20 protein-coding genes are annotated in these 18,419 nt (G+C 46.4%); 7 read left to right on the plus strand and 13 right to left on the minus strand.

Features of this window, described 5'->3' with window-relative positions; all coding sequences use genetic code 11:
* A partial coding sequence (locus BUB38_RS08220; protein WP_139258331.1) for a transposase occupies positions 1 to 204 on the plus strand: 204 nt, incomplete at its 5' end.
* A gap of 395 nt (positions 205 to 599) precedes the next feature.
* On the opposite strand, the gene BUB38_RS08225 is transcribed toward BUB38_RS08220, so the two are convergent.
* Entirely contained in the window at positions 600 to 1,031 is a 432-nt protein-coding gene (locus BUB38_RS08225) for a hypothetical protein (protein ID WP_073159445.1), read from the minus strand.
* Positions 1,032 to 1,356: 325 nt separating this feature from the next.
* Here BUB38_RS08225 and BUB38_RS16030 point away from each other — a divergent pair, with 325 nt between their 5' ends.
* Together BUB38_RS16030 and BUB38_RS08235 are read left to right on the plus strand one after the other, a co-directional pair.
* On the plus strand, positions 1,357 to 1,752 hold the full coding sequence (locus tag BUB38_RS16030) for a hypothetical protein (protein WP_139258333.1): 396 nt from the start codon (positions 1,357 to 1,359) through the stop codon (positions 1,750 to 1,752).
* Positions 1,753 to 1,801: 49 nt separating this feature from the next.
* Entirely contained in the window at positions 1,802 to 2,983 is a 1,182-nt protein-coding gene (locus BUB38_RS08235) for a hypothetical protein (RefSeq protein ID WP_073159449.1), read from the plus strand.
* A gap of 23 nt (positions 2,984 to 3,006) precedes the next feature.
* On the opposite strand, the gene BUB38_RS08240 is transcribed toward BUB38_RS08235, so the two are convergent.
* From BUB38_RS08240 to BUB38_RS08270, 7 genes are all read right to left on the minus strand, one after another.
* Positions 3,007 to 3,672 carry a hypothetical protein gene (locus BUB38_RS08240; protein WP_073159451.1) on the minus strand — a complete coding sequence of 222 codons (666 nt, stop codon included), beginning with the start codon at positions 3,670 to 3,672 and terminating at the stop codon, positions 3,007 to 3,009.
* Between the two features lie 154 nt (positions 3,673 to 3,826).
* Positions 3,827 to 4,765: a PP2C family serine/threonine-protein phosphatase gene (locus tag BUB38_RS08245; RefSeq protein WP_175547656.1), complete on the minus strand. Its 939-nt coding sequence runs from the start codon at positions 4,763 to 4,765 to the stop codon at positions 3,827 to 3,829.
* Between the two features lie 41 nt (positions 4,766 to 4,806).
* Positions 4,807 to 5,487 carry a vWA domain-containing protein gene (locus tag BUB38_RS08250; protein WP_073159455.1) on the minus strand — a complete coding sequence of 227 codons (681 nt, stop codon included), beginning with the start codon at positions 5,485 to 5,487 and terminating at the stop codon, positions 4,807 to 4,809.
* A 75-nt stretch (positions 5,488 to 5,562) separates the two neighbouring features.
* A complete protein-coding gene (locus BUB38_RS08255; RefSeq protein WP_175547657.1) occupies positions 5,563 to 6,828 on the minus strand; it encodes a protein kinase domain-containing protein in 1,266 nt (421 codons plus the stop codon).
* Between the two features lie 43 nt (positions 6,829 to 6,871).
* Positions 6,872 to 7,408: a PIN domain-containing protein gene (locus tag BUB38_RS08260; protein ID WP_073159459.1), complete on the minus strand. Its 537-nt coding sequence runs from the start codon at positions 7,406 to 7,408 to the stop codon at positions 6,872 to 6,874.
* Between the two features lie 2 nt (positions 7,409 to 7,410).
* Positions 7,411 to 7,959, minus strand: coding sequence for a hypothetical protein (locus BUB38_RS08265; RefSeq protein WP_073159461.1), 549 nt, complete (start codon positions 7,957 to 7,959; stop codon positions 7,411 to 7,413).
* Positions 7,960 to 8,040: 81 nt separating this feature from the next.
* Entirely contained in the window at positions 8,041 to 9,003 is a 963-nt protein-coding gene (locus BUB38_RS08270; RefSeq protein ID WP_073159463.1) for a hypothetical protein, read from the minus strand.
* 413 nt (positions 9,004 to 9,416) lie between these two features.
* On the opposite strand from BUB38_RS08270, the gene BUB38_RS08275 reads away from it, so the two are divergent.
* The 3 genes from BUB38_RS08275 to BUB38_RS08285 are packed head-to-tail and all read left to right on the plus strand — an operon-like array spanning position 9,417 to position 13,893.
* A complete protein-coding gene (locus tag BUB38_RS08275) occupies positions 9,417 to 10,277 on the plus strand; it encodes a hypothetical protein (RefSeq protein WP_073159465.1) in 861 nt (286 codons plus the stop codon).
* 8 nt (positions 10,278 to 10,285) lie between these two features.
* The gene (locus BUB38_RS08280) at positions 10,286 to 13,090 is read left to right on the plus strand and encodes a KGGVGR-motif variant AAA ATPase (RefSeq protein WP_073159467.1); all 2,805 of its coding nucleotides are present in this window, start codon (positions 10,286 to 10,288) and stop codon (positions 13,088 to 13,090) included.
* 2 nt (positions 13,091 to 13,092) lie between these two features.
* Complete coding sequence (locus BUB38_RS08285; protein ID WP_073159469.1) at positions 13,093 to 13,893, plus strand: hypothetical protein; 801 nt, start codon at positions 13,093 to 13,095, stop codon at positions 13,891 to 13,893.
* Here BUB38_RS08285 and BUB38_RS16035 read toward each other — a convergent pair.
* Positions 13,835 to 14,314: a hypothetical protein gene (locus tag BUB38_RS16035; protein WP_139258335.1), complete on the minus strand. Its 480-nt coding sequence runs from the start codon at positions 14,312 to 14,314 to the stop codon at positions 13,835 to 13,837. The genes BUB38_RS08285 and BUB38_RS16035 overlap by 59 nt on opposite strands.
* A gap of 174 nt (positions 14,315 to 14,488) precedes the next feature.
* Positions 14,489 to 15,283, minus strand: a complete 795-nt coding sequence (locus BUB38_RS08295) for a hypothetical protein (RefSeq protein ID WP_073159473.1) — start codon at positions 15,281 to 15,283, stop codon at positions 14,489 to 14,491.
* A 571-nt stretch (positions 15,284 to 15,854) separates the two neighbouring features.
* On the opposite strand from BUB38_RS08295, the gene BUB38_RS08300 reads away from it, so the two are divergent.
* On the plus strand, positions 15,855 to 16,883 hold the full coding sequence (locus BUB38_RS08300; protein ID WP_139258337.1) for an exonuclease domain-containing protein: 1,029 nt from the start codon (positions 15,855 to 15,857) through the stop codon (positions 16,881 to 16,883).
* A gap of 101 nt (positions 16,884 to 16,984) precedes the next feature.
* On the opposite strand, the gene BUB38_RS16995 is transcribed toward BUB38_RS08300, so the two are convergent.
* The 3 genes from BUB38_RS16995 to BUB38_RS08315 all read right to left on the minus strand — a co-directional run bounded on the left by BUB38_RS16995 (position 16,985) and on the right by BUB38_RS08315 (position 18,229).
* The gene (locus BUB38_RS16995; protein ID WP_073159477.1) at positions 16,985 to 17,176 is read right to left on the minus strand and encodes a helix-turn-helix domain-containing protein; all 192 of its coding nucleotides are present in this window, start codon (positions 17,174 to 17,176) and stop codon (positions 16,985 to 16,987) included.
* Positions 17,177 to 17,451: 275 nt separating this feature from the next.
* Positions 17,452 to 17,922, minus strand: coding sequence for a GNAT family acetyltransferase (locus BUB38_RS08310; RefSeq protein WP_139258339.1), 471 nt, complete (start codon positions 17,920 to 17,922; stop codon positions 17,452 to 17,454).
* Between the two features lie 127 nt (positions 17,923 to 18,049).
* Positions 18,050 to 18,229 (minus strand): hypothetical protein, encoded by a 180-nt coding sequence (locus BUB38_RS08315; protein WP_073159481.1) that lies wholly within the window; start codon positions 18,227 to 18,229, stop codon positions 18,050 to 18,052.
* Positions 18,230 to 18,419: the final 190 nt, after the last annotated feature.

An 18,419-nucleotide genomic window follows, 5' to 3' on the forward strand; every position in this document is an offset into this window, starting at 1 on the left:
CTCAACACAATCAGGCTGGGCGTGTCAAACGCAAGGATCGAGGCGACGAACAACAAGATAAAGCTACTGATACGGACTGCCTATGGCTTCAGGAACATGAACAACATGCTGTCGCTGATAATGCTGAGCTGTGCCTATGTAGATGTAAAGATAGCCTACGAATGGGAATCGGAATCGAGAGAATCATCTAGCAAGGCTGCCTAAATGCTTCCACACATGTTGATGATGCCTCAAAATTTTCGATTTTTTTTACATATTCAGGCAAAAATCTGCCTGCAAATCTGTCTCTAAATCTGCCTGTAAATGAAAAAGGTTCACAGAAAATTTTAGCGATAGCTAGTACCCACCACGCGCCTTTATCAACAAGAACGGACCATGTAAAAAAATAGGGCGAGACCACTTAAGGTGCCGCCCTTACAAAAACACGAATGTTTTTTAACGATATACTTAATATATTAATTTTTTGTTTATTTATGTCAAGTGCCATTCTTATTTTGGGGAAGCTTACATCATAGCCTAGCCTCCATTAAAAAGGTTGCCATACAAGACAACCTCTCGTACCCGCTGTAAATGTAAAAAAACGCCGACGGCCTTTTCTTCTACTTACACCATTTCGCTTCCTTGACTCGCTTAACGGCATTCATGCCGTTTTTGTCGTAGCAGTAGTAGCCGCCTTCGCTGAGCTTTTCCCAGAGCAGGGTGCCGTCGCTTTGTCGCCAGCCCTGTTCTGTTTTCATTTCGTTCATCAGGCCGACCAGGGTTTCTACGAAGCCGCCGGCGTTGTCGCCTTCGTCATCTTTTGGCATTGGCTTTTTCTTGTGTGCGTTTCCGTGAGCCTCCATTTGGGCCGCGTCCCTTTCGCAGATTTTCTTGTCGTCGTACTCTGTATAACTCGCTCTTTCGCGGGTCCCGATGGGTACGATGAAGTAGGATGCCCGTCCGGGGAGGCCGTACAGGTCCTTGCATTCATATGTTTCCAGGGCGAAGCTGCTTGCGGCCATCACGAGGGCCAAAATCCATGTGAATTTCATGTGAAGTCTCCTTTTTTTTGTATTCCCCATAATCTACCTAATTTCGCATGCCATATTCTGACATTTTGAAGGGTTTGACAACAGTTGTTTGCAAAATGAGTGGTCCCTGATTGCGGACCTTGACTGTAAGCGTGTGCGATTTTTGCAAAAAGTGATTATTTTATAACCGCTGATTATCGGTTGCTAAAGTACAAGTCGGATGACATTAGGCTACGCCAAGAAAACAGGGAAAATCTGAAGTTTTTTTGAATAAGAAGGCTTGAAAAATAATTTGACAAATTTCCTTTGCTGAACCGATAAAGTATAGGTTCATAAAGGAGAATCTATGCTCAAGTATTTCAAGACGGTGCCGGTGTACTTCCTTTTGTTTTACGCCATGATGTGCTATGGCTTCTATGGCGTGCATGTGCTCTATCGCATGTTTTGGTTCACTACAGAAAGGATGGCTGGCCATGGGATCGCGACTTCTCTCGTATTCGGTTTCTCGGCTGCGTTCCTGGTGGCGGCTTTCCGCGTATACCTGAGGAGGGGCCAGAATCTTTTGGGGGTATCGCTTGTGTATGCCGGCACTTTTGTGTGCTGCTGGCTTTACCGTTTCGGCGAGCCGTTCCTGGGGCGCTATCCGCGCCATTTTTCCATTTACAGCGATTATTCAATCCTGTTCATCACGGCGGTGTCGCTCCTGGCGCTTCATTTTGCGGTGAAACTTATTAGGAGATGATAGGATTTATGTCAAGTTCAATGCGAAGGAATCCTCGTCCAGCTATGCTTTGCGTGGCGGAATCGGTGCTTTGCTCCGCCTCGCTGTTCCGCAGGATCGCGAGACTTTGTTACGGTTCCTGGATGGCAACGAGGTTGTTTGCGACAAGAACTTCGTGGAGTTTATTTTACCCAATAGGGACCGCGATATTCCGGGTTACAGCGAAGGCGATTCCGACGGAATGCTGCTGGATTTCTTGTTCTTCAACAATGCCGATTTCCAGGTTGTGTCTAATGTGAACGACCTGGATATTACGGTGAAGATTGTGCCCGGTTCCGGCAGGATTATAAAAGTGTTCGAGGGTCATACCCAGCGGTACGGCGATTACCGCAAGATTGTGGTAGGCTTTTCCACAAAGGTGCGCTTATGCAAGGCTGTACGCGACATTAGCCCGGCGAGTCTTGCCAAGTATTTCTGGATCAATTCCAGCGGCAAGGCCGACGTAGTGGGAAAAAATATTCGGGCCCTCAAGGCTTACATAAAGGATGTGGATGGCATATATGTCGGCAAGCTGGAGGCCTTCATTGCGCCTGCGCTCCAGAGCCTGGAGGATCGTGTTGACGTGATCAAGAGCGAACTTGCCGCGGAATGTTCCTCGGAGCTGGTAAGGCTTATCAAGCTTGGCGTGGAGTTTGCCGACTCCGCCGACGCACGCCGCGTTTTGACGGAGGGACTTAAGCGATTTAATTTACCTGTGCATGGCGGGCTATACATTATTCTCGGAACTTTTGGCGGCTTGGAGTCTCGTTACGCGGGGGCGTTGTTCCGCCTGCCGCGAACAGAATTGGCTCCCTGGCTTTTCGTGGAACATGTGCGCGCCGGGATTGCCGCCTGCGAAAATCTCGTTAGCAAGTGGATTGCCGATGGGCGTTTTGGTGATGCGACAATCCAGATCGGGAATTTCCATATGGGAACAATCGGCGCCAAGAGCAAGCAAATTTCCCAGACGGAGATTCTGGGCAGGGCCGTAGACTTCTTTAATTTCGTCATCAAGTTCCTGGGCGCCGTGGCGGATTTGGTGGAACTTTTCATGGGCGATAGCAGCAATGTGGCGCAAAATGGTTCCAAGGCCATAAGGGTGAACATTGGAAACGTTGTGCAAGAAAAGGTGAAGCTTTCGCCTGCGGACTACATGGATAGCAGTGTGGAGGCTGTCAGGGATCTCGCCCGCCTGTACGTGGTTGGCGAGTGACAGGTCTGCGGTGCCGTTGAAATCTACACCTTGTTTTCGGAAGGGAACAGGGCGTGGAGCAGGTACGAGGTTTCGTTCTTGCCGCCACGGGCGTTGTCGCTGAGGGTGCTTGCCTCCTTGGCCAGGTAACGGTTGTCTGCCTTGAATCTTATTCCTGTGTGGCAGTTTTCCTCCTTGTATGTTTCCAGGTTGAGTTCCTTCAGGACTTTCTTGCCCTTGGGGGTGGCCAGGGCTTGCTGGTTTGCCAACTGGCGAAGGTCCTTGAGTTTGCCGGTAAGTTCATTGTAGGATTCACCTGCCTGCGGGTTGGCTTCGAGAATGGCCTTGAGAACGTCTGCGGATCTGATTCGGGTGGAGTTGGCGGACTTGTTTGTGCCCTTGAGCATGACCTTGAGTGCACAAATGATGTATCCCATGTATTCGCCCGGGTACATTTCCTGGTCGGTAGGTGCGTTCAGGTTCAGCTGGTTGCCTGCCTGGGCCTTGGCCTGTTCCAGGTTGTACTCGGCGCATTCTCTTGCGATTTTTTCCATGTGCAACTTTTCGTAGGCCTGTTGCAGTTCAGTTTTTAACTGACGGATTTCCTGGGCCTGCTTGGTGTTGTCCTTTTCTAGGAGTCTCATGTATTCACCGCAACCGGTGATGGTGTTGAGGACTGGCTGAAGATTGAGATTAAGTGCGTTCTGCATTATTTTGCTTCCTTATTTATTGTTGATCAAAGGCTTACCTGCCTTCTATAGTTTTTATCCCTTCTATATTCCCGGAAATGGGAATTTTTTTTGAAAAAAAAGCCGCCGGGTGAGATCCCGACGGCTTTGGTTGCTTTATGCGACCTAGGCTGCGTTACGCGGCTTTGGCCAGGTTGCCTTCCTTGACCTGGACGAGGCCTGCCTTGCGCAGGTGCTCGAAGCGGTTCCAGAAGGAGCCTTCGTGCCAGTGGAGCTGCTTGCGGACCATGTTCGGCGTACGCCAGGTGTTCATGGTTCTGAGCAGCTGGTCGCGGGCGGCGATGAGCTTTGCGCTCTTGCGGGTGCAGGGCATTTCCCAGAAGGCGGCCTTGCCTTCGGCACTGAGGCTGAGATATTCCTGGGTGTCGAAGGTGCGGGCCATGATGGCGAGGCTGCAGTCGTCCATGGTTCTTTCGCGGATGACGGTCTCCAGGGATTCCTTCAACGGTTCGTTCATGGCCTCGCCGCTACGGCCGGCTTCTTTCACCAGGGAAAGGATCGCGCGGGAGAGAAGTTTTGTTCTCAGGTTGTAGAGGCTGGTCTCGGTGCCGTCGGACATCATGACGAATCCGGAGATGTCGCCGAGCTTTCCCTTGATGAGGCGGATTTCGTTCAGCGCCGCGATAGAGGTGGTGAACGAGGTGGTGTTGGCGTACTCGCCGTTCTGCGGGTAGGTAGCCACCTTGACCTTGCCTGCCTTCACGTAGCCGATGACGCCGTCGCCCAGGTGGCCGATCACGAAGTCGTCGCCCTTGGTGGCCACAAACAGGAGGGTAGAGGCCAGGTCCTGGGGGGCGCAGCCCATTTCAGAACTGAGCCCCTCCAGAAGGAGGGTGACCTGGCCAAGGATATCCATCTTTACGTGGACGCCGTCATCGTTATGCACGATGGTGTCGAAGTGATCCGCCAGATAGTGGCATACGCCCTGGGTAACAGCTTCCGCTCCATGGTGGGAAAGCTTGGCGCTGCCTGCACCGTCTGCGAGGGCGCAGACCGTGCAACCATCCTGATGGATGGTGTAGGTTTTGTCCTGGCAGGGAAGGCCGAAGGACATGTGCGCGCGGCCCTGCACTGCGCTATGGGATACCTTCCACATTACAGTTCACCCCAGCTCTTGATGGAGTTAAGGTCCAGGGAGAACAATTCGTCCGGCCGGGACTTGGCGACACTGGCGACGCTCATGCTAAGCCACTTGAAGAATTCCGTGAAGTTGAGACCCTTCAGGCGCATGGGCTTGTAGACGGGAGAGAAGTCTGCCAGGGTGTTCATATCGGCGCTTCTGCCGATGCCGATAGGGAACACGGTGAGCTTGCGGCTGTTAACGAGTTCTACGGTGCGCAGCTTGGCTCGCTGAAGCTCGGTTGCGCTGCCGTTGGGCTGGCCATCGGTCATGAGAATCAGCCAGGGCTGATAATACGTAACGCCGCAGCGTTTGTATTCATTCTTACGACGTTCAAGCATATCCAACGCCATGTTCACGGCTTCGCCCATGGGGGTGCCTCCATCGGCGGTAAAGTTGGGTGCATAGGGCTGGTTGTAGAGCGGAGTGAAGTAGGAATGGGTCTTTGCATCGCCACCGAAAGTGACTACTGCGATTTCTGCGGCGCAGTAGGCAGTGGTGTCTCCCTTGATGGAATCATAGAGGGTGCGCACGCCTTCGTTCAGCTCGTGGATGGGGAGGCCGCTCATGGATCCGCTGACATCGGCACAGAGGATGACCGGAATGCGGGTGGTCGGATTGTTTTCGAGATCTTCGAGGCCAAAAATGTTTGCCATATTGAATTTCCTTTTAATGCGGCCCAGTGGCCGCGTTGATTGATTTTGATTTAACTGGTTTGACGGATTTAAGGGTTAGTAGTTGAGCTTGCTGAGACGATCGCTTACCTTGCGGCGAGACGGCTGGTTGCGATTTGCGAAAGACCGTGCCGCCGGATGGCCTGCGCGCAGGATGGGAGATTTGGCCATGGGTTTGCCGGTGGCAAAGCTCTCCCTGCGGCGGCAATCCATACAGACTCCTTGGTCGCAGTACTTCTCATCGACTTCGTTATGGCACCTTTGGCAATACACAAGGATGGTTCCGGGCTGCTTCTTGAAACGGGTCGGATAGATATCCTCGGACATGGGGTCCTGAGCGACGAGCTTGCCCGAATCAAGAAGTTCCAGGTATTGTTCCAGGATGTGCTTCCAGTCGTTGGCATAGAGACGTTCGGACATCTTGGTGAAGGCGCCGTTGTTGACGAAGGTGTGGTAGAAAGCCTTCTTCGGGTTGGCGGGAAGATGGCTCCACATATAGCGCCACGGACCATCAGGAATGGCAAAGCCCTTGTTTGGGCCCAGGGGGTAGGGGAATGTCTTGTTTTTCATATTCTCCTTGATGGCGAGACCGTTGGAGAGTCTGTAGGGGTGTTGGCCCGGAATCATCAAGTAGAACAGCAGAATGGCGATGGAGAAGTTTTCGTTGCCCGGATTGCGCAGGAAATCGTGGAAGTCGTCAAACTTCGAAAGTTCTGGCGGGGTGAATTCCGGTCTGCCCACGGTGCAGGGCAGGTCCTCGATCTGATAGCTGTCCACATCGGTAAAGTAGACCTCGGTCGGGCTTTTCACCAGGATGTTGTCCGGATTAACATCACCCATGAGGATGTCGCGGTTGTGAAGGTAGTTGAACATCTTCATGATGGTGATACCGGTTTGCACCAGGTCGCGCTTTTTCCAGCAGGGGAACTTGCTCTGGAAAATTTGAGGAACGCTGAGGCAAGTGAGGGGTTGGCCTTCGGCCATTTTCATGAGATAGCCCATGGGTTCGTGGCTTGCGTTGTAGATAATGTCCAATGGGGCGCAAATACCTTCGCAGGTCAACGGCTTGCTCATAAGACGCATGAGTTTTGCAATCTTATGGGTGGTGTTGGAACGTGCGTGGAAGATTTTTGCCACGTACTGCGTGTTAGTGGAATACACCGTGCCTTCGCCACCGCTACCGATTTTTGCGACAAGCTTAATGACGCCGAAATGGTTGGAGTAGGCAACGTCCTGTTCTCCGGGGATGTGGCTTACCTGGTTTACGGTATCGGGAGTTCTGCGGGGGTGGTTGCATCCCGGCTGAATGTATTGCTTTTTCATTTTATTACCTGTATTGATTTGGTTACGATTGAAGCTGTTATTATTAAACATGGCGCTTTCTCTCCTTGAGGGAACCGTCGGGCATCATCTTAAGGGCTTTTGCCTTATTCGTGCAGTGCGTAGACTTCAGATGATTAGTGAGCTCGATGTCGTCGGCCAAGTCGTTGTCCTGGGTCACGACAAAAACGGGGAAGCGACGGCGGTACTTGAGAATCACGTAGAGGAACACCGGGTCGGCGTGGGTTTCGTCGTCGAAGTCGCCACAGATCTGGCAGAGACCTGCCTTTTGATAGGTGATGATGGTGTTCCAAGCCTTGGTTGCCGCAACTGCAGTTTCTCGCACAGGGCTTCTGTGGAGGCGGGCGAGTTCGTCCATGCAGCTTTTGCTTACGATGATATCGACACACTTGCTCACCAGGCCGGGAGCCTCGTTTTTGAAGAAGCATTCGATATCGCAGTGCATCATGGAACAGGAATCAAGCAGCAACTTGCTGCCCGGGGAAATCTGGACAGGGCTGTGATTCCTGTTTGGGGCGTGATTGCTCTTCCAGCTGCGAAAGATTGCGTTAAATGGGGGCATAGCTATTCTCCTGTGATTTGGGAATTGACTGTTACGTAGGTGTGGCTCATCGAAATGATGTTCGCCACGCGACGACAATGGCTAAGCGGATGGTCCGGGAAGATGATGTCGTAGCGTTCCTCTGCGAAGTCCATCTCGGTTTCGATGTGGTCTTCGCCGAAGTCCTTGCTGAAACGGTCCTTTACCACCTTCTTGCGATCGACGGAACCTTCCTTGCTGAAACTGCCTTTGATGCTGTAGGTGATGTCGCCGTAGGTTGCGTACAGTACGAGGCGATAGTTTTCCTTATCCGCATTGGGATAGTGGAGAATCATGTAGTGAATAGCCTCTTCGCTGTACCAGTCAATGATTACCGCGTCGGCGCCGAATTCGACCTGGAGGGAATCAATCTCTCCCTGGTTCAGCTTCGGCATGCGATCGTTGGCAGGAGCCTTCTTGACAAAGAGGTAGGCGTCGGTGCCTTCAGTCTTCAAGTGAAGAGCTGTACTGCCGCTGTTGCGCAGGCGGGTGTAGCCGACCGGCAGCATGTTCAAGATTTCCTTAATCTTCATAGTGAACTCCAAAAGCGGTTTCAAGTTTTTTCAACGTTCATGGGGGACCGTTCGGGCCCTTCTGTTATTACTATTCCTCGCTTATGCGGCACTATTGGGATTTTTTTTTGAAATTTTTTCAGACCTCGCGAGTGCTGCGTACAAACTGGGATTTACCTTCTTGCTACGCTTGGCAATAATGGCCTTGAGTTCCTTGGTGGTTTTGTGGTCTTTCACCGGATAGCGGCAATTCTGTTTCTTCTGGTATTCGACGAAACCGTTGCTTGTCGGCTTGCAGTCCTGAGGGGTATTTTCGTCGATGGAGCGGACATAGCGGATGTAATTGAGCATCTGGACGGACTTCTTTTTGTCGCCATCCTTTTCAAGGCTGGTTTCCAGCTTGTCGAAGAACAGGCCCTTTTCATCGTTCTCGTTCTGCAACTGTTCGCGGCTCGCGCCAAAATTGAACGCGTCCTTATCGCAGCATTCCAAGGCCTTAAGGAACATGTTGGATCCGTCGCTCATGTCCTTGCACAGGCTCTCAAACTGGATGTACTTCTGTTCCCTGCCGAAGTTTTTGGCAAGGGGATCGTTGAGGTAGGCCTTACGTTCTTCTTCTGGCACGATGAAGTAGGTGAAGGAACGGCTTTTGTTCAACCACTTCGTACATTCCTTGATCCAACGGAATTTCAGGAATTCGCTAAAGTAGGTGGTGAATAGGTGCGTGCCTTCTTCATACTTCATGACCGCACGGTCGAGCATCTCAAAACCGGTGAACATGACTTCTTCCTGGCAAAGGCCGGGGCCCTCTTCCTTGTTCTTTAGGAGAGTGCTGCCCCAGGAGTACTTGCCCTTGATTCCGTGGGCGAGCCAGTCGACAAAGATTTCTTTGACATAGGGAAGAATGGTTGCCCACAGGAGTTCTATGGCGGCCTTGTATCGGGCATTGAAGAAACGTCTGCTGTCATTATTGAAGGCCTTGATAGCTTGCAGGAGGTAGTTGATTGCTTCCTGGTTGGCCTTGCCGTTGATGTTTTTATTGCTGATTTTATTTTTCTTAAGCATTCTTTTATCCAGATGATTTATGAGGGTTATCGCTAGTTCTAGGCCGGAGCCCGGATTAGCTGGGGTTCTAACGGTCGTGAGTCGCAGGCGGAACCTGTTCGTCGGCCAATGAGCTGGATAAAGAGCGTCTAGTGATTTACTGGAAGTCTTGGTGTTTGGCTTTTGTGCGGGGAGCGCAACAAAAAAAACACGCGGTTTGCTTTGTGCAAATCGCGTTAGATACCCTTCTTTATATTGTCTTTTGAAGGACTTGTGCCAAAATGTCTATGAATTAGTGCAACATCGCCTCTCGTGGGGAACCTCTAACAACGCCTTTGCCAAGCAAAAGGATTCAAGCCTACTGGCCTGACCGTCGTTAACAGCGCTCAACCCAAGAAATTCTTGTTAGAGCCAATGTCACCAAGTATGGAGTCTTGTGGACCGAAAAGTCGCAGGGCAACCATGCTTATCCCCAAATCTATATAAAAAACAAAAAAAAGTCAAGTTCTCCGTTCCAAATAGGAAAAACTTATATTACAGGCATGCCCTGCTTTGAAAAATTTCTCGAAATTGCCGAAAATACGTTGAAGAACTGCGAACAGCAGTTCTCCGAAATTAGCTGGGCGGCTGGTGAGGATAATATGAGAAGACCGGCGGATGAACGTAATCGTAATCTTGCAAGGGCTCTTTGCAGGGACCTCGTCCTTGTGATGGAATCGATTACCTATTTCCTGGCTTACAGAAAAGGCAACTTTAAAGAAACGGCTGATGTTCGAGATTTCGACAAGAAATTTACGAAGCTGGTTGACGTTGATTATTTCCCAAGAAACGACAAGTATGAAACAACCAGAGAATATACTGACCACGAAATGCAGTTTCCGTTGTCGAATAGTACGCAGAAATTCCTGAAGGACCAGAAGTATTTGTACGGGATAAGGAATAGGCAATTTTGGGAAATAGAGAGTAGTCTACGCAACAATACAAATGTCTTGCCTAGTTTAAAAGGGATTCCTTTTTTTGAAATCAAGCCCAATAACCAATTTGATGGTGTCAAGAAAGATACTGTTGGCTTTGTCGAAAATATCATCTTAAAGTTGAGCGACTTGTTTTGTCACGGGAAAGAGGATATGCAATGTCCCGTCGATGAAGAAAACATGAGTTGGAAGGAAATCCCGATAGACGATGATTCTCGATGGAGAAAAATAGACTCCAGGCTTGATCAGGACCATATGCATGTCATGTTGAACATCTGTCAGGACTTGTTTAAATCAATATCGATGGACTGTCTTAAGTAGGTGCTGTTATGATTCTTTTTTCTGCTTATGCTGATGCACTAAAATCTTTTCTTGATAGAAAGTACCGAGAAAAAGTTGTTGCAAAGTTTAGAATCTATAAGCGACTCGGCTTTCGCTTGGATGCGTATGTTTTTGTTGCTGGCAGCGAAACGGAAGACGATCTTAAATCGGCTTTTCTGAATTCCGGTGAATTCAAGTCCGTTGGTGCTAAGAAAGACCAAGAGATTGATTTGAATTTCTATGTGTATCCGGAGAGCAGGCTTGACAGTCCTTATTTCCGTGCGGTAAAAGAAGGTGGCAACGATATTGACCCTGGGCCTAGCTTTCGTTTTGATTCGTTTCTTAAGCAAGACTCGGGACAATACGAACCTGAGAAGGACGAGCCTTCCGTTGTAACTTTTTACAGCTATAAGGGCGGTATGGGCCGTACCACGACTATGATGGCGTATGCATTGCATTTGGCCGAAAATAAAGGAAAGAAAGTCGTGGTCATTGACTGCGACTTGGAGGCTCCGGGTTATCTTAACTTTTTTGGTCTTGATAAGAATCCTGAATTGCTGGATACGAGGAAGAACGGTTTTGTTGAATTCATCTGCGATGCAAGTTTTTCAACGGAAATAGATGTTCATAACTATGTAATAAGTGTGAATATTCCGCATTCCCCTGGTGACAAGGAAAGAGGCCATATATGGGTTATTCCTGCTGGTAATTTGAATGAAACTACGTTTTTGTCAGGAACAAGAGATGATCATAGAAAAGCTTACCTTGAAGGCTTGGCTAAGATCAATTTGGCAGATAGCCAAAAGGTTGTTAGTAGTTTTAAGTTCCTTTTTCAAAAACTTCGTGAATCAGGGCAAATAAATCCTGATGTTATATTGATTGATTCTAGAACGGGCTTCAATGATATTTTTGGCAACGCAGTTTGTAATCTTTCAAGATGTGTAGTCGGTTTCTTTGGAAGAAGCCGTCAGACCGAGCCTGGGTTTATGAATTTATTGAAAATTCATAAAGATTCCGATGAAAGGTTCAATTTGCATATTGCGTATTCTATCTGGCCCAAAGGTGACTATGATAAACCTACGAACATGAAGGCTTACATGACCCATTTGTATGGCCCTGTAGCGAATGTTTCAGAAACGATTATCCATCGAAACGAAACGTTAGAATATGTGGGTACGGGTGACGAAGAAATAGATAGCGACTTTAAAAAGCGAATTCGAGAACTTGATTCGGATGATACCTTTGCCGACTATAGAGAATTGTTTAGTTGGATTGATGATGATTTGTTTGTCAAGAGTGAACAAGAAAAAGATTTAAAAAAACCTAGTCGCGAAGAAGTTTTGGCGAACTTGGAATTATTTGCAGAGCAGCTCCTGTCAAAAGAATTTGATCCAGGCAAGATTTCGTTTGTTTATCGTGAGTGCATGAAGTTTCTTGATGATAAGACGAAATATCTTTTCTACGGTAAGAGGGGATGTGGTAAGACCTCTTTCTATTACAGTTTGGCAAATGGAAAATATAAAGGCAAAAATGGGTATTCTTTTGTAAAGGTTCCTATAATCGATTTTGACAAATTGATGTTCGCTCCAGAAGGAGATTTGCATTGGTCCAAATATGAACAGTCGTTTGATTTCTGGCAGATTGTCATTTGGGAATCGCTTTTGTCAGATGAAGAAGGCGCGCCTGATTCCTTAAGTGAAATTCGTGAGAAAATAAAGTCTTCAAGTGGCTTGTGGAATACCGTTCAGGAATACAAGAAAGAGGAAGATTCCCTGTTCTATAAGACTTTGGATGAGGAGGAGAAACGACTGATAGAACAGGATTTACTGTCGTTTGACAAAGAACTTGGTACGAGAAAAGTGGTAGTCCTCTTTGACGGATTAGATAGTATCTCTGACCTTCAAAAACGAAAAACAATCGTATATTCGCTGGTGAAATTCTGGCAAATAAACAGTGGCGCTTTCGATCAAATTCTTCCCAAGATTTTTCTGGATGATGATTTTGAACATAGCATAGGCGAAGATTTTGAGAAAAAATTGGATCTAAAAAAAGTTGGCGTTGATATGAACTGGAGTATCAACGAACTTCTTAATACAATGTATGCTTCTGTTGCTGAGGACTCTTTGAAAAAGTTGACGAAAAAGAAGCAGAGGGCGTCTATAAAAAATTATCTTGAAAGGCTGAGCCCCCCTGATCTAGATTCAAAGGATGAAAAACTTGATACTCGATCTGAAATACTAGAGGAATTATTCTTTGGTAATAAGATCATTTTTGATGAAAAAGCAATTGGTAAGCCAAGAGATTATTTTGAGAGATTGTTCTCGGGGGGCAACGGGAAATACGTTCTGCTGTATCCTTTTGCATTAATGTTGAAAAATGCTGTTGCAAAGAGTAAAATGGAAATGGGAAGGTCAATTATATCTTCTGAAATTTATGCGACAAAGGAATTGGTAAAAGACGTTTCTGCGCAGTATTTCGATTTCCTTCGCGCATCTTTTGAGAAAATAGTTGACGCATCTTTTAAGAAAAGAGTTGACTTGAAATTATTGCAAGATATACTTGATCCGCAGAATATACTTGATCAGCGGAATGACAAGTTCGCATTCCGTATGTTAGCGGAAGATGCTTTCAATGAGCTTATTTTTGAATTGTCTAGGCGGAGTGGCATAGAAAAAGATGTATGGAATTCCTGCCTTGTTCAGAGTGGTATTGTGGATAAAGTAGTTTACGGGGGAATCGTCCTTAATAGACCTGGCGTGCAATATTGTTTTGCTCCGATTTTCTGGGACATGTGGGGCCTTAAGGAGGTGTAAAGATGGAAGATGTATCGTTATATGTGAATAGTAGACGCAAACTTCGTTTAAGATTGAATAAATGCAAGAAGACTTTTGAAACGATTTGGGAATGTAAGCTAGGGTTGGTAAATGAACTTGCCAAGTCTGCCGAGCAATTTTTGAAAGTGGATCATATATACTATAGATCGTTCACTAGATCTGTGGATGATATGAAAAAACGATCTGAATGGTATGCTCGATGTGAACAGACAGTAAAATCATATTATCCTGGTTTTGGATCTCGTGGTAAGCAATTTCCGGTTAATCAGTCCCTTGCAGGAATGTTGGCGTGGGATGATTCATACCTTTCCAAGATTGATGATCTTGAAGGAAATTTTGAAAATGAAGACTTTTTTGAAATGACAATAATTGGAACGTCGATAAAGTTGTCTTCATTGCCTGTTTCGATTGAGGAAGACGTCCGTGCTAAAGATTTTTTTGATTGTGTTTTAAATGAACTTGATTCGCAGCAATTCAGTGAATTGATAAAGTCCATTGAGTTTCTCAACACTGTTCTTAAGGAATTGTTGAATGTGTTTGAGGAGTGTAAAGGAAAGCTGAATTCTTGTACAAAAGAATTTGCAAATAGTGACTATCGTGAATTTGATGAAAATCAGCGAGACACTTTTATGGAAAGCATATCGGTTATGGACAACGCGTGCAGTATGCTTGAAACAAATTTCTTTGATGAAGAATATGCTTTTTCTGCTGATATGAAACAGTTTATGCCCCATGAAATTGCGGAATTGCTAAAAAGGAGAGAAAATTTGTACAAGATATAATGCTTATCAACTCCTTGACGCATTTCAAAGCATGGTCAGTGTCGTTCTGGCCATGCTTTTTATTTCTGCTGATTTTTTCGCAATATACGGCATTTAATTGATAAATGTTCAATCCCGTATCCAAACAAAGAAAGAGTTTATAATTTCGAGTATTTTTGGCTTTTATTTTTTTTACGAAATAATTGATAATGCCATTGTCACTAGCTTCAATGATATTTTCATTTTTTTTGAGTTGGTTATGAATATAATCAGAAAAATTTTTATCACGAACGCTAGGCATTTTTTCATTTTCTGATGTTTCTTTTACAACCACATTCCCTGTGACATTGTGAGATTCAAACAAGAAAATCAATTTATCATCTAATTTGAATTTCTCAGAATATTCTTTGGGTAATGCTTCTATAAAATCTGTCATAAACATATAATATTGCTCCTTGGTACTATATCTATCCCATTTGATTTAAAAAAAACGGGAATTTTTTTTCAAAAAAACGCCCCGGGTTCCTTTTGTGAACTTCCGGGGCATTTTCGTATCCATGGCTTTGGCCGGGAACGTTATTCGGTGAGGGCTTATCTTATTCGGTGAGGGCTTATCTTATTCGGTGAGGCCGAGGGCGTCGTAGAAGTTTTCCTCGTCTTCGCGGGTTGCGAACGTGCGGAGGCTCTTTTCGTAGTTGTTGGCGTTGGTGCGCTTTACGCCTCCCAGGCGGTCGCCGACCTTTTCCTTGGTGTGCTTGTCGCCATCGGGCTCGTTCGTGACTTCCTCGTAGATCTTGAGGTAGCTGTGGGCTCTCTTGGCGCTTCGGGCCTTCTTGGAGTTGTCGGCGCCCAGGTTTTCCACGGCGTTCTTGTCGATGCTCTTGAGGATGTCCATGAGGGCTCCCTGCTTGCGTTCTTCCTGTTCGCTGTTGAACAGTTCGCTGCGATTTACACGGCTGTCGACGATTTCCTCGGCGCGGCGGTTGTTGTCGGCGCCGGCCTCCTTTTTCAGGTCGGAGAAGGAAACGAACTGCTCGCTGTATTCCTTGATTTTGTCAAGGACGTCGAGGCCGTGATAGACCACCTTGCTGCGGAAGTAGGCAAGGAACGGAAGCTTGGCATTGGGGGAGGCCGCCATGGGGTCGTAGCTGAAGAATGCGTTGTAGAATGCATCGTGGAGGTCCGTGGTCTCGTAGTAGAACGGGCGGTGATTCGGGTTCCACTGGTAGCCCAGCTTGGCGGGGGTCTTGCCGATGGGGCTGAAGGTGTACATCTTTTCAATCTCTCCGAGGTAGATATTGAAAAGGACATCGGCTACGTCTCTGCGGCCGGTTTTTCTGACCAAGTCCACGAAGGCCTTTTCGATGTTACTGGTCATTTCTTCGAATTTGAGGTTCAGGATATAGGGCATGGTTTCTCTTTTGTTTTGTTGTCGCCTCACGGCGAGGGGGAATTCTTTGCCGGAACATGGTGCCTTTCGGCGTGAAACGCCTTGCGCGGCGAAATACGGACACACTCAAAAACCTGGTTGCTCGTCGCCGGGTTTCCCAGTCAATTTGTCGTGGAGACACGACGCCCCTGCGACTCACCAAGTGCGTCTGGCGAGACGTAGAAACACGCGTTTTTCTACGCGTTAACCTCCAACATGCTTGCGCATGCTTTGCAACAGCCAGCGGGCTCAAGGGCCTTACTGCCGGGACTCCGTATAATCCCGGGGATTTAGTGGAAAGTGCAGGGCGGCATTACCCTACACTACAATTATAGTAAATTCTGGAAGTGTTGCCGTGCCAAAAAATGTCGCTAAAAATTTTTATGTGAATTTTTTGTGGACAGGCTGCTTGCAGGTTTGTCTACAATTGTGCCGGTATGTTATATCGTGGAATTTGGCCGAGTTGACAAAAAAATTTTGCAATTATTTTTATTTGAAATAATTGCAAACGATTCGCAATATCTATTTTTTGTACAGTTTAGGTTCTTTCCCCATGGCTCTTGAAAAACTTGTTTTCTTTGATATTGAATGTGCCAAGCGCACGCGCGATTATAGCGCCATTTGTTCTTTTGGTTATGTCATTACGGACTTAAAGTTCAATGTGTTGGAATCTAGGGACATTTTGATTAATCCAGAGGCCGGATTCAATAAAAAACTTTTTCGGGAAGATTCTGACTGCAGGTTGGGTTATTCGAAGAATGAGTTTAAAAGACAGCCTAATTTCCCCAAGCAGTACGAAATTATTAAGAAAATCCTTTTGACACCCAAAGCCCTGGTGGTTTGCTTTGCTGTAGCCCATGATATTGATTATCTGCTAAACACGTGTAAACGATATGATCTTGCTTCAATAAGGTTTGAAACTTTTGATATTCGTAGTTTTTTAAAAACTTATATGGGGATTTCTGCAAGCTTGGAAGGATCCCTATCTCAAATGGGTGTAGATGTTTCTGATCTCACATGGCATAAGAGCTGCGATGATGCCATGGCCACCATGCGACTGTTCAAGGCCTGTTTCGAAAAAACGCAGAAAAAGGCCAATTCTGCAGCAGGAATGCATGATTGTATTGAATCCGTAAAAACAGCCTGTTTTGAAAGAAGACTTCGAGTTTATCGGAAGCACGTGTTAGTTAAGATGTTGGATTATTATGGTAAAATCTGTGAACTCCCTAAATCCAATAAGCTAGAGGGGTCCTTTCGTTTCATAATCAGTGCCGAATATGATATTGATCGGTGTTTTGCCTTGACAAAGCTATTCTACGAGAACGGAGCAAAACTATGTTTGGAGAATGGATCGGATGTAATCGTTGTTTATCCCGATGGCGAAACTTTTATTAATCCAGATGACGGTGCGCCACAACGAAAGAATGTTCATTTAAATGAGTTGTTGAAGGATCGGGGTTTAGACTCTTTCTCGCTGGAAAAACAAGGCCGCAATATTCCTGATATTGATACGAAAAAGTTTATTGAGCCGAAAGCATCTTCTTTAAGAGGAATAAAGGCTGAATTGGCTGCTCGTCATTAGGATTTCATCAGCCAAGGAATAAGCCTCGTAAAACTGTTTGCAAGCCCACCACGCGATCTTAGCGATAAGAGCGGACCACGGTGGGGATTTTTTTGAACGAATTACAGATTCTCAGGGAAAGTAAAGAATGTGCTAGGTGCGCATCCGAATATTTCTCCCAATTTTACGGCCATTTTCCTGGATACCGGACGTTTTCCGCGTTCCATTTCGGAAACGTTTTGCACGGCGACATTCAGTTTTTCGGCAAGTTGGGCTTGTGTCCAATTACATAGGCCTCTTGCGGCAACAATCATTTCACCGGGAGAGGATTTTTGGCATGTCAATTTCCATATGGGGCTTTTTCCTTAAAACAAATTTTAAACCATTGTTTCGCGTTTTCCAGTTCCTCTCTTGTTCTTTTAAGAAAAGTTTCTTCGCCATCGTCTCCAGATTCTAGCCAGTCAATTCTGCGGGCGTAAATGTTTGCCTTGTAGATTGCTTTGTATGCCTGTTCGTAAACCTTCAGTACCTCCTTAGGTAAAGGCTCGAACTTGGTCCAGGTTTCTATCCGCCGGACATATTGTTTCCTTTAAATAAGTCTGAACATCTGGTTTAGCACCAGGCCTTCGGTGTTTGGGTTGTCTGTGATTCTTGAGGAAAATTGTCGAAAAAGATTTTGCTCGTAAAAATTCATCAGTTTCGGATGGTTTTCACATTCCAGAAATACGATGGTGCCGCCCACAAGGTTCTGGGCTTGCTGAATCGAGTTTATCGCAATGTTCAACAAGTGAGAACCGGAAATCTGCAGTTCCTTCGCAATACGAAAGTTCTTTCCCAGCTGCGCAATGAGATACCCGCTGGCGCTATACTCCTTTGTATTTGCATTGTACTTGCTGACACGTTCAACCACCTTTCGAGCGGTTTTGCTAAGAACCTCGCTACGGAATGTGACTGGCTTTACGGCAAGAGCGAAATAGCCGACAAGATGTTTGTCGCCATCATAAACGCAATAGCTCACAGACTGTTTCTTTCGTGAAAAAGAAATGGAATTATTGAGCAAAAAGCGCTCTACATCTGCATTGGGACCACACGAAAATGAACCAAAATCCTTGTAGATTTGGTCATCCGGTAGAAGATTTTTGCCTTTTGCGTCTAGATATTGTTTGAGATTGATGACGGTGTAATTATTACCCATTATTTCCTTGCTTTGACATAAAAGCAAGGATTTCCTTGGGGTCCGTCACAAATCTTGCGATTTGGGGAATGGGTTTCTGAGCGTCGCGTTCGGCGGCTTCGAGCTGATCTGCGAACCGCTGAGTGCTTTCGGCGTCAAACACGAAATTGTGCGTAATGCTAGAGGTTGCCATAATTACGTCATAAAAGATACACAAAATTTTTTGCCTGTGCAAGGGGTGGGCAATGATGATTGCGGCGGGTCTTGATATTTTACGTATAAATTACAAAACGACCCTTGCCAGCGTTTTATAAATAGCTAACATTTTGCCTGACGTACGAAAAGTATCTCTATGACATCTGTGAAAAACAGGTGTTTTTTTT

This window comes from Fibrobacter sp. UWH5, assembly GCF_900142505.1.
In the GTDB taxonomy this organism is placed as follows: Bacteria; Fibrobacterota; Fibrobacteria; order Fibrobacterales; family Fibrobacteraceae; genus Fibrobacter.

Bases quoted from the DNA above. Each gene is read 5' to 3' on its own strand.
- BUB38_RS08280 (WP_073159467.1), top strand. From the start codon at position 10,286: ATGATTCTTTTTTCTGCTTATGCTGATGCACTAAAATCTTTTCTTGAT.
- BUB38_RS08285 (WP_073159469.1), top strand. From the start codon at position 13,093: ATGGAAGATGTATCGTTATATGTGAATAGTAGACGCAAACTTCGTTTA.
- BUB38_RS08270 (WP_073159463.1), bottom strand. From the start codon at position 9,003: ATGCTTAAGAAAAATAAAATCAGCAATAAAAACATCAACGGCAAGGCC.
- BUB38_RS08300 (WP_139258337.1), top strand. From the start codon at position 15,855: ATGGCTCTTGAAAAACTTGTTTTCTTTGATATTGAATGTGCCAAGCGC.
- BUB38_RS16995 (WP_073159477.1), bottom strand. From the start codon at position 17,176: ATGATTGTTGCCGCAAGAGGCCTATGTAATTGGACACAAGCCCAACTT.
- BUB38_RS08245 (WP_175547656.1), bottom strand. From the start codon at position 4,765: ATGTCCTTCGGCCTTCCCTGCCAGGACAAAACCTACACCATCCATCAG.
- BUB38_RS08250 (WP_073159455.1), bottom strand. From the start codon at position 5,487: ATGGCAAACATTTTTGGCCTCGAAGATCTCGAAAACAATCCGACCACC.
- BUB38_RS08295 (WP_073159473.1), bottom strand. From the start codon at position 15,283: ATGCCCTATATCCTGAACCTCAAATTCGAAGAAATGACCAGTAACATC.
- BUB38_RS16035 (WP_139258335.1), bottom strand. From the start codon at position 14,314: ATGTTTATGACAGATTTTATAGAAGCATTACCCAAAGAATATTCTGAG.
- BUB38_RS08260 (WP_073159459.1), bottom strand. From the start codon at position 7,408: ATGCCCCCATTTAACGCAATCTTTCGCAGCTGGAAGAGCAATCACGCC.
- BUB38_RS16030 (WP_139258333.1), top strand. From the start codon at position 1,357: ATGCTCAAGTATTTCAAGACGGTGCCGGTGTACTTCCTTTTGTTTTAC.
- BUB38_RS08315 (WP_073159481.1), bottom strand. From the start codon at position 18,229: ATGGCAACCTCTAGCATTACGCACAATTTCGTGTTTGACGCCGAAAGC.
- BUB38_RS08240 (WP_073159451.1), bottom strand. From the start codon at position 3,672: ATGCAGAACGCACTTAATCTCAATCTTCAGCCAGTCCTCAACACCATC.
- BUB38_RS08225 (WP_073159445.1), bottom strand. From the start codon at position 1,031: ATGAAATTCACATGGATTTTGGCCCTCGTGATGGCCGCAAGCAGCTTC.
- BUB38_RS08265 (WP_073159461.1), bottom strand. From the start codon at position 7,959: ATGAAGATTAAGGAAATCTTGAACATGCTGCCGGTCGGCTACACCCGC.
- BUB38_RS08255 (WP_175547657.1), bottom strand. From the start codon at position 6,828: ATGAAAAAGCAATACATTCAGCCGGGATGCAACCACCCCCGCAGAACT.